This window comes from Hymenobacter citatus, assembly GCF_014333615.1.
Taxonomy (GTDB): Bacteria; Bacteroidota; Bacteroidia; order Cytophagales; family Hymenobacteraceae; genus Hymenobacter; species Hymenobacter citatus.
This window is the reverse complement of record NZ_JACSCY010000008.1, coordinates 133,482-146,746: the sequence shown is the minus strand read 5'-3', so window position 1 is coordinate 146,746 and position 13,265 is coordinate 133,482. Positions and strand designations below refer to the sequence as shown.

The window sequence follows — 13,265 nt, the reverse complement described above, 5'->3', positions numbered from 1 at the left end:
TGCGTCATCTGCGTTTTCCACTGCGTCCTCTGCGGGCTAAAACCATAACAACGATTTAGCCCGCAGAGGACGCAGTGTTTGCTACCCCTTATAGAACATCCACTTCGACAGCTCGCGGTAAGTTACTTTCTTGCCGTACATCAGCACGCCTACCCGGTAGATGCGCGCTCCTACCCACACGGTGCCTACAAACCCAATGGCCAGCAGCACCAGCGACAAGGCCAGTTGCCACGCCGGCACCCCAAAGGGTAGGCGAATGACCATGGCAATGGGCGAGGTGAACGGAATCATCGACATCCAGAACGCCACCGGTCCATCGGGGTTGCGCAGAATCACGGATACGCCAATGATGTAGCTCAAAATCAAGGGCATGGTGATGGGAAACATGAATTGCTGGGTGTCCGTTTGGTCGTCTACGGCTGCACCGATGGCACCAAACAAGGCCCCGTAAAGCAGGTAACCGCCTAGAAAATAGGCGATGAAGCCAAATAGGATGGTGCCAATGGGCAAATCGGCCAGCACTTTGAAAACGCCCGTACGCGCCGTGGTTGCCTGCTGTATGGCATCCTGGCCGTCGATGGGTTGCGTGGTGGCCGAGATGCTGCCCGATGCTGCGCTATCCGCAGTGGTTTGCGTAGCGGTGGTGGCTACCTCCGTTTTAGGTGGCGCAAATTTATTCAGCACCACCGACCCTACCAGCGTACCTGCGCCCCACGAGAGCAGGCCCCACAGCAAGAACTGCGTAAGCCCCACGGCGGCTATGCCCACAATTTTGCCCATCATCAGCTGAAACGGCTTCACCGACGACAGCATCACTTCCATGATCCGGCTCGATTTCTCCTCCCCTACCCCACGCATAATCTGCACGCCGTAGATAAAGATGAACATATAAATCAGTAGGGCCAGCGCGTAGGAGATGCCCGAAGTAGCCAGCGCGTTGCTGCTTTTTTCCTTGCCTTCTTCATCCAGATTGATGCTGGCTACATCTACCGAAGACCGGAGCGCATCCAGCTTTTCCTGCGACAGGCCGGCGCCGCGCAGCTTTTCCTCGGCTAGTATCTTATCCAGCGCGTCTTCCACGGCTTTCTGCTTACGCAGGCTCACATTGCCTTTGGCATATAGCTGAATGCCTGTGTTTTGTTGCGGCGTGATGGTAGCCGGCAGGTAGAGCAGACCGCCATCGTCCGATTTGCGGTACGCGCTTTTGGCCTGCTCCAGTGGCCCCTGCACTGGAATAAATTGCAGCCGCGCCGTCGACTTCAGGCGGCTGCCCAGCCGGGCCGGGCTCTGGTCCAGCACCCGCACCACGTCGATTTCGTCGTTGTCGGCCATGGCTACTCGGGCTATCAGAAACCCAAAGCCGACGAATAGCACCGGTACCAGCAGCGTCAGAATCAGAAAGCTTTTTTTGCGGACCCGGGTAAGGTATTCACGCTGGGCTACCAGCCAAAATTTCGATTCCATTCTCTTGACAGTAAATTAGTTGCTACTTTCTTCCAGCTCCACCAGCGTCTCGGGCATCGTTTCGCGCACCCGCCGGATAAAGATTTCATTGATACTCGGAATCTGCTCCCGGAAGGCGTGCACCTCCACGTTACCAATAAGGTAGCGCAGCAAATCGTTGGGGGTAGTACCGGCGTGCAGTCGAATGCGGTCCTGGAAGAAGCCGTTTTCGCGCTCTTTGTGCTCTAGCACCTCAAAATCGGGGTGCAGCACCATCAAGCGGCCCTTGCCTTCCACTATGTAGGTTTGGGTTTTGAACGCGTCGCGGATGTCCGTAACGGTACCGTCCAGCACTTTGCGCGAGCGGTTGATCAGGGCAATGCTGTCGCACATTTCCTCCACCGACTCCATGCGGTGAGTAGAGAAAATGATGGTGGCCCCGCGCTGGCGTAGCTCCAGAATTTCGTCCTTGATGAGATTGGCGTTGATGGGGTCGAAGCCGGAGAACGGCTCATCGAGGATGATCAGGCTAGGCTCGTGCAGCACCGTGGCAATGAACTGTACCTTCTGTTGCATGCCTTTGCTGAGGTCTTCCACGTTTTTTTCGGCCCAGGGCTTGATGTCGAAGCGTGTGAGCCAGTTCTTGATGCGCTGTGTAGCATCAGCCCGACTCAGACCGCGCAGGCGAGCCAAGTAAAGCAACTGTTCCCCTACCTTCATCTTCTTATACAGGCCGCGCTCCTCGGGCAGGTAGCCAATCTGGGCAATGTGCTCAGGGTTCAGCTTCTGCCCCCGAAACCGGATTTCGCCCTCATCGGCGGCCGTAATCTGGGTGATGATGCGGATGAGCGAGGTTTTGCCCGCACCGTTGGGTCCCAGCAATCCAAAGATGCTGCCCTCCGGAATGGCTAGGCTCACGCCGTCTAGTGCAGTATGCTGGGCGTAGGCCTTGCGTACGTTCAGCGCTTCGAGTATAGGTTGCACAAATAGAAAAGGGAAAGGTTAACGCCGTAATAATACAGGTTCCGGCGAAGGAATTGATGCCTATTTTACCCAATCGGTAAACTACCGGGACCGAACTGTTGAGAATACCCTGTGAACTGTTGTAAGCTCGCACTTATTGAGCATCCTGTAAGTCGCTCAGGGCAGCTTCCAGCCGGTCGAGGTGGCGGCCGTAGAGGTCCTGCAATACCTGGCGAACCACGCGGCGCACGAAATGGCTAACCACCACGGCTACCACGCAGCCTAGCCCTACCCCCACGAGCTGGATCAGTAATAACCGACCAGAATACTGAGTCAGCGCTTTGTATAGCGCAAAGGAAAGGACGATGCCGAACGTGACACACAGCACCCACACACTAGAGCGGTAGGAAGCTTGCAGTAGTTGCCGAAGACCTGCTACCCGCTGTGTAATGTGCGTGTGTATGGTGGCGCCTACCCCGCTCAGCTCTTGAATACCGCTGAGCATGTGGCGGTGATACGACACTAGGCTTATCAGACTAATGAGGATAAGCCACAGTAACATGGTACGCGTTTCAAGGCTCTTCACATAGAAGAATCCGATGGTGCTACCCACTAGCAGTACCAAAGTGAACCCCAGTTCCCACCGGGCATTGCGCCGCATCCGGCCAATCGAGTTTTGCTTCGTTTTCATGAGTAGTTGTTCTAAGGTTTGTGCGTTATAAGAAGTGGAAACATCAGGGGCGGGCTGTTGCCAGCGCCGGCGTAGCTCATCGAGTTCCATCAGGCGGGTTGCGTTAAGAGTTGACGAAGTTTTTCTTGCACGCGGTGCATTTTCACACGCACGTTGTTTTGCGTGATACCCAGAATATCAGCCATTTCCTCGTAGGTACGCTCCTCCAGATAGAGCAGCACAAAGGCTTTGTCTACATCGGAAAGGCAGTTGATAGCCCGGTACAACTGGTGCAGATCATCCGTATCGGGGCCATCGGCGGGGAGTAGGGGCACGTCGGGTAGTCGGGCCGCGTCGAGGTGGGCGGCGGCAGGGCGGCGGGTGCGCTGGCGCAAGTCGCTGATGGCTACATTAAGTGCCACGCGGTAGAGCCACGTGCTGACTTTCACATCGGGCCGGGGCTGGTAGCGCGGCCACGCTTGCCACAGCTGCGTCACTATTTCCTGGTACAAGTCCTGCCGGTCGTCGGCATCGGGGCAGTACAGGCGGCATACCCGCCGCAACAGCGGCTGGTATTCGTTCAGCAAAACCAGAAAGTCGGGCGGCGCGGCGAGCATAACGGACGATTTACTGTATTTATCGTCAGGCTCTAGCAATCATTACAGGTGCGTGCAAAAATATTTTGCAAATCAGGGTAGTAACTTAAACCAAATAGACCGTCATTTCGACCAGCGGGAGAAATCTCGCGTGCAACGGTAATCCAGTAGTTGGAAATTAGCGGGAGCACGCGAGATTTCTCCCGCTGGTCGAAATGACGACCTGCTATAGATCCCGCTGGTTTTCACTATCAGCGCTGACCTGAACCCAACAAAAAAGCCTGCTTCCCTCGAAAAGGAAGCAGGCTTTGCAATCGTCCACAAAATCCGTGGAATCCGAAAAATCCGGCTTAATCCGTGATTCTATTGGAAGTACTCCTTCACTTTCTCGAAGAAGCCTTTCTCGTTTTTACCAGGATTTGGTGTGAAATTCTGCGCATTGCGGAGCTTTTCGAGCAGCTCGCGCTCCTCGCCGTTCACGTTTTTGGGCGTCCACACGTTCAGGTGAATCAGCTGGTCACCGCGGCCGTAGCCATTGATGTCCTTGATGCCTTTGCCGCGCAGGCGCAGGATTTTGCCCGGCTGCGTGCCCGGCTCTACCTTGATTTTCACTTTTCCTTCAATGGTCGGCACTTCCAGGTTAGCACCCAGCGCCGCATCCACGAAGGAGATGTACTGCTCAAACATGATGTTGTTGCCGTCGCGCTTCAGTAGCTCGTGCGGCTCCTCCTCAATCTGAATCAGCAGGTCACCGGGCACGCCGCCACGCTCGGGGTAGTTGCCTTTGCCGCCCATGGAGAGCTGCATGCCCTCGGCCACACCCGCCGGAATGTTGATCGGAATAATTTCTTCCTGCAACTGGCGGCCTTCGCCGTGGCACACGTCGCACTTGCTAGTTACCACCTTACCCTCGCCGTGGCAGGTAGGGCAAGTGCTGGCACTCACCATCTGGCCCAGCATGGTATTCACCACGCGCTTCACCTGGCCTTCGCCGTGGCAGGTAGAGCACTCGCGCAGGTCGGTGCCATTTTTAGCGCCGGTGCCCGAGCAGGTGTTGCACGCCGTGTAGCGCTTCACCTTGATCTTTTTTTCGACGCCGTTGGCCACTTCCTCCAGGTCCAGCTTCAGCTTGATGCGCAGGTTGGAGCCCTTCTTCACGCGCCGGCCACCGCCGCGCTGGCCGCCTCCGAAGAAGCCCTCGAAGCCGCCCCCACCGAAAATGTCGCCGAACTGGGAGAAGATGTCCTCCATGTTGGGGCCGCCACCGCTGGCGCCGCCTACCCCCTGGTGCCCAAACCGGTCGTAGCGGGCGCGCTTGTCCTGGTCCGATAGCACCTCGTAGGCCTCGGCCGCCTCCTTGAACTTGTCTTCGGCCGATGGGTCGTCGGGGTTTTTATCGGGGTGATACTTGATGGCCACTTTGCGGTAAGCCTTCTTAATCTCATCGCCCGAGGCCGTTTTCACGACGCCCAGTATTTCGTAATAATCTCGCTTGGTTGCCATAGTTCGTTCACTGACCGGGGCGGACTACGCCGCCGGTTTGTTGCCGCAACAGCCACGGACTGTCCGAAAGTTCTCCGGTGTCCGTGGCCGCCTGCGGATGCTCTGCAATTATTGACCCAGTACTACCTTGGCGTGGCGCAATACCTTGTCGCCCAAGTAGTAACCTTTCTCTACCTCGTCCACCACCTTGCCTTTCAGCTCCTCGTTGGGGGCCGGAATTTGCGTGATGGCCTCATGCAAATCAGGGTCGAACGCGCCACCTTTGGTTTCCATCGGCGTCAGGCCCTTCTGTTGCAGGGTTTTCACCAGCTTGTTGTAGATGATGTCGATGCTCTCGCGCACAGCGTTTACATCGTCAGAATCTTTCGTGTAGCTATTGGCCCGCTCAAAGTCGTCCATTACAGGTAGCAGCGCTACCATCAGCTCCTGGCTGGCTGTTTTGAACAGCTCCTGGCGCTCTTTGGCCGTACGGCGCTTGTAGTTATCAAACTCGGCGGCCAGGCGCAGGTACTTGTCTTTCAGCTCGGCCAGTTCGGTTTCGGTTTTGGGAGTTTCCTCGGCGGGAGCGGTTTCTGCCGTTTCGCCAGCCGTAGTGGCTTGGTCGGCCGTCAAGTTGTCGTCCTGGGGTTGTTGGTTATCGTCAGCCATCGGATGAAATAGTCGTCGGAAGGGGTTTTTCACTCAGTTTTAGCCAGTTGGCAAGCACTCGGGCGCAAGGAGTTTGCCAAAGCAGATTTGGCTGTCAGTTTGGCACAGAAACATCTATGCATCTGCCCCTACTCTTTCGCATGCAACTGCGCCCAAATCATATCCTTCAGCTTTTGAATATTCTTATTCGTCAAGCTAGAAATGAACACCGTAGGCAAATCGGTGGGTAAGGTCTGGCGGATTTCTTCTTCCAGCTCCTCATCCAGCATATCAGATTTGGTGATGGCCAGCAGGCGCTTCTTGTCCAGCAATTCGGGATTGAATTGCTCCAACTCGCCCAGCAACACCTGGTACTCAGCGGCAATGTCGGGGCTGTCGCAGCTGATCATGAACAGCAAGGTAGCGTTGCGCTCGATGTGGCGCAGGAAACGCGTACCCAAACCTTTGCCCTCGGCGGCGCCTTCGATAATGCCCGGAATATCGGCCATTACAAAGGACTGGTAATCACGATAGGCCACCACACCCAGGTTGGGCACGAGGGTAGTGAAGGCGTAATCGGCAATCTTGGGGCGGGCCGCCGATACTACGGAAAGCAGGGTGCTCTTGCCGGCGTTGGGTAGGCCCACTAGGCCCACATCGGCCAGCAGCTTCAGCTCCAGGATAATCCATTCATCAATACCCGGCTCGCCGGGCTGGGCGTAGGTAGGGGCCTGGTTGGTAGCCGATTTGAAGTGGTCGTTGCCGAGGCCGCCGCGGCCGCCGGGCGTCAGGATTAAGCGCTGGCCATCCTCGGTAATTTCCAGGCGTTTCTCGCCGGTTTCGGCGTCGCGAGCCACGGTACCCAGCGGCACCTGAATCACGATATCGTCGCCCTGGGCGCCGGTGCGCAGGTTTTCGCCACCGTTTTCGCCGGGCTTGGCAATCAGGTGTTTCTGGTATTGCAGGTGCAGCAGCGTCCAGAGCTGGGAGCTGCCTTCCAGGATAATGTGGCCGCCCCGGCCACCGTCGCCGCCATCAGGACCACCGTTGGGTAGGCCTTTAGCTCGGAAGAAGTGGTGCGAACCAGCCCCGCCCCTACCCGAGCGGCAGTTGATTTTGACGTAGTCGATGAAGTTGTTGGAAGCCACGGGTTTTCAATTAATAGTCAAAAATTCAAGAATTAGGAATTGCTGCATTCCTTTTCTTCTGATTTTTAACTGTGGTATTGTAAAAAAAGACTGTCATCCTGAGCGCAGCGAAGGACCTTATCACGTCAGGACGAATCGTTGGTACGATGGTCGTTCTGGCGTGATAAGGTCCTTCGCGCTGCTCAGGATGACAGGTTTGTGCGAATTAGAATCGCAAAGTTACGCTTTTACTTCGTCGGTAGCTTGCTGGCTGCTTTCGGAGGTAGGCTGGTGCTGATCGACTACAGTGCAGATCTGCTGGAAGATATCCTCGATGGCGCCAATGCCATTGAGGGCGTGAAATTTATGCTGGTTGGCATAATAGCCGGCCACCTGAGCGGTTTCGGTGTTGTACACCTGCACACGCTTGCGGATTTTATCTTCGTTTTGGTCGTCGGGGCGGCCGCTGGTTTTGCCACGCTCCAACAGGCGTTTCACCAGCTCCTGCTCGTCTACTTCCAGCGCTACCATGCACGATACCTGCGTGTTGTGCTGCGCCAGCAGGGCATCGAGGCTTTCGGCCTGCGGTACGGTGCGCGGAAACCCGTCGAAGATGAAGCCACCGGATTGCACATTCTCTTTCAAGGCGCTGTCAATCATGCCGATTACCACTTCATCGGGTACCAATAGGCCTTCGTCCATCAGCTTTTTGGCCTGCAAACCCAGCACAGTGCTTTGCGCAATCTGAGCGCGGAGCAGGTCGCCGGTGGAGAGGTGCACCAGGTTGTAATGGGCAATCAGCTTTTGGCTTTGCGTTCCTTTGCCGGCGCCGGGCGGGCCGAAGAGCACGAGATTGAGCATGGGTAATGGTTTCGCGGATAGTGCAGAAGGTGAAAGAAAGTGGCAAGATAGGCAATCTGCGCTGAGCAACTCCGATTAATGCAGCAGTTACACCGCTTTGTACACGTCGGGGTAGTTCCGGCCCAGCCCGTCGTAATCAAGGCCGTAGCCCACGATGAAGTCGTTGGGAATTGACAGGCCAACGTATTCTACTGCCAACTCGTGCTGCAAACACTCGGGCTTTAAGAACAGTGTAGCTACCTCCAACGAGGCCGGATTTTTGGCCGCTATGGTATCCAGCAGCATCCGCATGGTATGGCCTGTATCCACGATATCTTCCAGAATAATCACGTGTCGATCAGCTAGTTCCTCATACAACCCCAATACCTCTTTCACGCTGCCCGTGCTGGCCGTGCCAGCGTAGGATGCTACCCGAATGAACGTCACCTCACAGTCAATGGTCATGCATTTTAGCAAGTCGGCCGTGAACATGAACGCGCCGTTGAGCACCGACAGGAACAGAGGCTGCTTGCCGGCATAGTCCTGGTTGAGGCGGGTGGCAAGCTGCTGAATGGCCTGAGCCAGTTCAGCGGCCGACAAATACGGAGCAAACTGCTTATTGTGCAGTGAAATAGTGGACGTAGGCATCCAGAAAGAGTTGAATCCTGTGCAAATGCGCTAGCAAAGGTAGGGGTTGAATGGTTGAGTGTTGAGTTTTAGCCGTTGAATTGGAAAGTCAAGTGTCACGTTGAGCGAAGCCGGAGGCGTAGTCGAACCATCGCTACCACTTTTTTATCGCGTCAGATAATACTCACGGTAGCGATGGTTCGACTGTGTTCCGCTTCGCTCAACATGACACTTGATTTGCACTTAAAAATCACTTTTTCTCACTCCCTGACCCGGAGTATAACTCGCGAAGCGTACCCCTTGCTGAGCGCCCAACTCAGTTTTTGGTACCGAGAGAGCCGGCGTCAGCGTGCGTGGAGCACCACCGGGCGCGGCAATGTGCGGGGCAATCACCAGCGACACGATGCTCATGAGCTTGATAAGAATGTTCATACTGGGGCCCGAGGTGTCTTTGAATGGGTCGCCTACCGTGTCGCCCGTCACGGAGGCTTTGTGCTGGTCGGACCCTTTATACACCATCGTGCCGTCAATCAGCACACCTTTCTCAAAGGACTTTTTGGCATTGTCCCAGGCGCCACCGGCGTTGCTCTGGAACATGGCCATCAGCACCCCGCTCACTGTGACGCCCGCCAACGTGCCACCCAGCACCTCCGGCCCCAGCGTGAAACCGATGAGGATGGGCACAATGAGGGCAATGGCGCCCGGCAGCATCATTTCCCGAATGGCAGCCGAGGTAGAAATAGCCACGCACTTCTCGTATTCGGGTCGGCCAGTGCCTTCCATAATACCGGGAATTTCGCGGAACTGCCGCCGCACTTCCTGCACCATGGCCATGGCCGCCCTACCCACCGCCGAAATTGCCAGGGCCGAGAAGATAAATGGAATCATGGCGCCCACGAACAAGCCAGCCAGCACGCGGGCATTGCTGATATCAATCACCGAAATATTGGCCGTGCCCATAAACGCCGCAAACAGCGCCAGCGAGGTAAGTGCAGCCGACGCAATAGCAAAGCCTTTGCCGGTGGCAGCGGTAGTATTGCCCACAGCATCCAGAATATCGGTCCGTTCGCGCACTTCTTTAGGTAGCTCGCTCATTTCGGCGATGCCGCCGGCGTTGTCGGCAATGGGGCCGAAGGCGTCGATGGCGAGCTGCATGGCGGTGGTGGCCATCATGCCGGCAGCCGCAATGGCTACCCCGTAGAGGCCAGCAAACTCATACGAGAGAATGATGCCGGCGGCCAGCACAATAATAGGTAGTACCGTGGACTCCATGCCCACAGCCAGCCCGCCAATAACGGTGGTGGCGTGCCCGGTGCTGCTCTGCTGCACAATGCTATTGACGGGCCGTTTGCCCATAGCGGTGTAATACTCCGTGATGATGCTCATGAGCGTGCCTACCACGAGACCTACCACCACAGCGTAGAATACATCGGTGGCAGTGAACGGCGCGGCGCCCGGCCGGCCAATCACGAGCGCACCCACAGGCAGCATCCAGCGGATAATGAAGAATGAGGCGATGCCCGACACGATAACCGAGGCATAGTTTCCGAAGTTGAGCGCCGCCTGCACATTGCCGCCCTCTTTCACCCGCACCAGTAGAATACCCACTAGCGAAGCTACAATCCCTACCCCGGCAATAACCATGGGCAGCAGGATGGGCGACAGGCCGTTGAATTGGTCATTGGTGGCCACCACCTCGCGGCCCAGCACCATGGTAGCCAGGATAGTTGCCACGTAGGAACCGAACAGGTCGGCGCCCATGCCGGCTACATCGCCTACGTTGTCGCCCACGTTATCGGCAATGGTGGCGGGGTTGCGGGGGTCGTCTTCGGGAATGCCGGCTTCTACCTTGCCCACCAGGTCGGCGCCCACGTCGGCAGCCTTGGTATAGATGCCGCCCCCTACCCTGGCAAACAGCGCAATGCTCTCGGCCCCCAGCGAGAAGCCGGTGAGCACCTCCAACGCAGTTTCCATCTCAATGCCATTGGCCCCGCCGCCTTTGCTCACTACAAACAGCTGGTAGAACACAATAAACAACGACCCCAGCCCCAATACAGCTAGTCCCGCTACACCCATACCCATCACCGAACCACCCGAAAACGACACGTTCAGGGCTTTGCTCAGGCTAGTGCGCGCCGCCTGGGCCGTGCGCACATTGGCCTTGGTGGCAATCTTCATCCCAATGAAGCCCGCCAACGCCGAGAAAACCGCCCCAATGATAAAGGCCAGCACAATTACGGGGCTGGATTTCTCACCGGTGCTGCCTAAGTAGAATAGAAAAGCTGAAGCAATCAGGCCAAACAACGTCAGGACGCGATACTCGGCTTTCAGAAAGGCAATAGCCCCATCGGCAATGTAGCCAGCAATAGTGCGCATGCGCTCATCGCCAGCATCCTGCCGGCTAACCCAGCCCGAGCGCAACCAAGTGTACAATAACGCCAACAGCCCGAGGCCGGGCACCAGGTAAAGGAACAGCATAGTGGGTGGAGTGAGAGGGTGGGAAGAAAAGAACAACCCGCCGGCCGAAGCCAAACGGGTTGGTAAAATACCTTTTATCCCTTAATAATCAAGCCCTCAGGCCCGGTTTGCCTCCTACCCTACAATTCCCGCATCAGCACCTGGTACAGCGCCAGCATACTCTCGATATCACGCTTATCCACGATTTCGTCGGGCGAGTGTACGTTGTCTTCGGGGGCTCCCACAAAGCACCAGTCCCAGGGCGCATCGGCGTGTTGCAGCTCCTTGGCATCGGAGCCGCCGGCGCCTTCTACCTCTAGCTGATGCGGTATGCCTGAAGCCGCTGCAATCTGCCGGATGCGGTCTACATAGGCACGGCGCGGAATTAGAGAGTCGCGCAGAGAAATGGCTACGCCCTCACCGGGCCGCACTCCCTCCGTCACCCAGGTGATGTCCGAAATCAGGGCTTGGCGTACCCCGTAGGTTTCATAAATATACTTAGCCAAGTAGGCCACCGAGCCGCCGCCGTGCTCCTCCCAGCAGCTAAATACCACAATGCCATGCTCCAGCGTTTCGCACAGGCGCAGGGCATTCCACACACCCAGGCGGTTGTCGAGGTAGCAGCTTTGCACAGTGGTTTCCGTCTCACGAAAGTCGCAGAAGAATGTGAGTTCCGTACCGCGTTCAATGTCGCGGGTGAACTCATAGCCTAATGCGCCGGTTTCCTCATCAACTGTCAGCGTGCAATCGATAGGCCCTTGTGTGTCTTCGCCTACCAGGCGGTAGCCGGGTTCCACGTCGGGGCCACCAATACGCACGAGTTGCCGGCCGTAGCGCACCGTGAAGCCGATACTATCTAAGTGGGCGAAAACGGCAGTGCGGGGCTGTCCAAACACGAGGATGATGCAATCCTGGAATTGCTCACCGGCCAGCACTTGCGGAGTAGTTTGCCAGTTTTTCTGCTCTGTGGCAATGTATCGGAGCAAAAATTCGGTGAGCCGTGTTTCGTGGCCAGAAGGTGCCGGTATGTGGCACAGAGTTCGTAGAAGTTGCATGAAGTGTAGGTTGTTAATTCGAAACTAGGGCAAAAGATATACTTTAGCTTATTCGTTGAATACTGACTGGTTTACCGTACCCATTGTCTGTGTTCGTATCCGTGCCCATGACCCACCCACGTTATTTTCTTCTGTTGTTGCTTCTGTTGCCCTTCCTGGCCTCAGCGCAACGTCCCGACACTTCCCGCGTACCGGCTCCCATCCGCAATATTCAGGTAGAAAACGTGGACGTGTTGCCCGGCGCGGTAGACACCAAAGGCTGGCTGTTGCTGGACCGCGACATTCAGCTGGAGCTGGAGGGGGCCATACAGAATATGTACAATTTCAAGTACGACAAGGCCGAAAAGCAGTTCCGGTCTTTGCGGCGGCGCTACCCTACCCATCCCATGCCCTACTTCCTGATGGGCCTGAGCACCTGGTGGAAAATTGTACCGACCAACGTGCAAACCACACAGTACGATAAGTTGTTCTTTGCCTACATGGACTCGGCCATTACGGTAGGCGAGAAAATGTATGAGGCTGACAATAAGAATTACGAAGCCTGCTTTTTCCTTTCCGCTGCCTACGGCTTCAATGCCCGCCTGCACGCCGAGCGGAAGGACTGGCGCAAGGCTACCTTCAGCAGCAAACACGCGCTGGACTACCTGCAAATCAGCAAGGAAGCCAACGGCCTCAGCCCAGAATTTTTGTTCGGACAGGCGCTGTTCAACTACTACGCCGTTTGGATTTCCGAAGAATATAAGCTGCTACGTCCCGTTTTGCTATTCTTCCCAAAAGGCGACCGAGCCTTGGGCCTCAAACAATTGCGCAGCGTAGCCGACAACGGTTTTTACACGGGCACCGAAGCCAAGTTTTTCTTGATGAAGATCCTCTACAATGAGGAAAACGACCCCGCGGCTGCTCTTCCCCTCGCGCGCTACCTAGCCACCAACTATCCCGATAATGGCTATTTTCAGCGTTTCTACGCGCTCAATTGTTTTCACCAAGGCGAGTTCAAGGAAAGCGAGCGAGTGAGCCGAGAGATTCTGGATAAAATCAATCGGGGGTTTCCGGGCTATGAATTCATCAGCGGCCGCTACGCCACCTATTTCTTGGGCTGGCTGATGCAGAATAAGTACAGCGACTTAGCCAAAGCCAAGGACTACTACCAGCGTTGCATTGTATTCGCCGAAGGCACAGGCGAAACTTCGGGCGGCTTCTACATCTACTCCCACATCAACCTGGCCCGTATGGCCGATAAGGCGAAAGATGTAGCCGCTGCTAAAAAATACTACACCGTAGTTGCTGACAAGGCTAGCCGCAAATCGGATCAGTACCGCGAGGCGAAGGCCTACCTAAAAAATCATAAATAACCCCG

Annotated in this window: 12 protein-coding genes; 1 reads left to right on the top strand and 11 read right to left on the bottom strand. The window is 56.1% G+C overall.

The annotated features are described in order from the left end of the window. Positions 1-81: 81 nt before the first annotated feature. The 11 genes from H8B15_RS12115 to H8B15_RS12065 all read right to left on the bottom strand — a co-directional run bounded on the left by H8B15_RS12115 (position 82) and on the right by H8B15_RS12065 (position 11,908). Complete coding sequence (locus tag H8B15_RS12115; protein WP_187319953.1) at positions 82-1,464, bottom strand: ABC transporter permease; 1,383 nt, start codon at positions 1,462-1,464, stop codon at positions 82-84. 15 nt (positions 1,465-1,479) lie between these two features. Further along, positions 1,480-2,427 carry an ATP-binding cassette domain-containing protein gene (locus tag H8B15_RS12110; RefSeq protein WP_187319952.1) on the bottom strand — a complete coding sequence of 316 codons (948 nt, stop codon included), beginning with the start codon at positions 2,425-2,427 and terminating at the stop codon, positions 1,480-1,482. Between the two features lie 133 nt (positions 2,428-2,560). Next, a complete protein-coding gene (locus H8B15_RS12105; RefSeq protein ID WP_187319951.1) occupies positions 2,561-3,097 on the bottom strand; it encodes a hypothetical protein in 537 nt (178 codons plus the stop codon). An 89-nt stretch (positions 3,098-3,186) separates the two neighbouring features. Beyond that, entirely contained in the window at positions 3,187-3,693 is a 507-nt protein-coding gene (locus H8B15_RS12100; protein ID WP_187319950.1) for an RNA polymerase sigma factor, read from the bottom strand. Positions 3,694-4,035: 342 nt separating this feature from the next. Continuing rightward, positions 4,036-5,175, bottom strand: coding sequence for a molecular chaperone DnaJ (gene dnaJ / locus H8B15_RS12095; RefSeq protein ID WP_187319949.1), 1,140 nt, complete (start codon positions 5,173-5,175; stop codon positions 4,036-4,038). Positions 5,176-5,283: 108 nt separating this feature from the next. Then, positions 5,284-5,823 (bottom strand): nucleotide exchange factor GrpE, encoded by a 540-nt coding sequence (locus H8B15_RS12090; protein ID WP_187319948.1) that lies wholly within the window; start codon positions 5,821-5,823, stop codon positions 5,284-5,286. 128 nt (positions 5,824-5,951) lie between these two features. Beyond that, on the bottom strand, positions 5,952-6,950 hold the full coding sequence (gene obgE / locus H8B15_RS12085) for a GTPase ObgE (RefSeq protein ID WP_187319947.1): 999 nt from the start codon (positions 6,948-6,950) through the stop codon (positions 5,952-5,954). Between the two features lie 219 nt (positions 6,951-7,169). Continuing rightward, positions 7,170-7,790, bottom strand: coding sequence for an adenylate kinase (locus H8B15_RS12080; protein WP_187319946.1), 621 nt, complete (start codon positions 7,788-7,790; stop codon positions 7,170-7,172). A gap of 87 nt (positions 7,791-7,877) precedes the next feature. After that, positions 7,878-8,417 carry a hypoxanthine phosphoribosyltransferase gene (gene hpt / locus H8B15_RS12075; protein WP_187319945.1) on the bottom strand — a complete coding sequence of 180 codons (540 nt, stop codon included), beginning with the start codon at positions 8,415-8,417 and terminating at the stop codon, positions 7,878-7,880. A gap of 222 nt (positions 8,418-8,639) precedes the next feature. Further along, positions 8,640-10,874 (bottom strand): sodium-translocating pyrophosphatase, encoded by a 2,235-nt coding sequence (locus H8B15_RS12070; protein WP_246455422.1) that lies wholly within the window; start codon positions 10,872-10,874, stop codon positions 8,640-8,642. 119 nt (positions 10,875-10,993) lie between these two features. After that, positions 10,994-11,908: a M20/M25/M40 family metallo-hydrolase gene (locus H8B15_RS12065; RefSeq protein WP_187319944.1), complete on the bottom strand. Its 915-nt coding sequence runs from the start codon at positions 11,906-11,908 to the stop codon at positions 10,994-10,996. A gap of 134 nt (positions 11,909-12,042) precedes the next feature. Between H8B15_RS12065 and H8B15_RS12060 the strand changes: the two genes are divergently transcribed. Further along, positions 12,043-13,260, top strand: coding sequence for a tol-pal system protein YbgF (locus H8B15_RS12060; RefSeq protein WP_246455418.1), 1,218 nt, complete (start codon positions 12,043-12,045; stop codon positions 13,258-13,260). Positions 13,261-13,265 lie beyond the last annotated feature (5 nt).

Bases quoted from the DNA above. Each gene is read 5' to 3' on its own strand.
- H8B15_RS12115 (WP_187319953.1), bottom strand. From the start codon at position 1,464: ATGGAATCGAAATTTTGGCTGGTAGCCCAGCGTGAATACCTTACCCGG.
- H8B15_RS12105 (WP_187319951.1), bottom strand. From the start codon at position 3,097: ATGAAAACGAAGCAAAACTCGATTGGCCGGATGCGGCGCAATGCCCGG.
- H8B15_RS12100 (WP_187319950.1), bottom strand. From the start codon at position 3,693: ATGCTCGCCGCGCCGCCCGACTTTCTGGTTTTGCTGAACGAATACCAG.
- dnaJ (WP_187319949.1), bottom strand. From the start codon at position 5,175: ATGGCAACCAAGCGAGATTATTACGAAATACTGGGCGTCGTGAAAACG.
- H8B15_RS12090 (WP_187319948.1), bottom strand. From the start codon at position 5,823: ATGGCTGACGATAACCAACAACCCCAGGACGACAACTTGACGGCCGAC.
- H8B15_RS12080 (WP_187319946.1), bottom strand. From the start codon at position 7,790: ATGCTCAATCTCGTGCTCTTCGGCCCGCCCGGCGCCGGCAAAGGAACG.
- hpt (WP_187319945.1), bottom strand. From the start codon at position 8,417: ATGCCTACGTCCACTATTTCACTGCACAATAAGCAGTTTGCTCCGTAT.
- H8B15_RS12070 (WP_246455422.1), bottom strand. From the start codon at position 10,874: ATGCTGTTCCTTTACCTGGTGCCCGGCCTCGGGCTGTTGGCGTTATTG.
- H8B15_RS12065 (WP_187319944.1), bottom strand. From the start codon at position 11,908: ATGCAACTTCTACGAACTCTGTGCCACATACCGGCACCTTCTGGCCAC.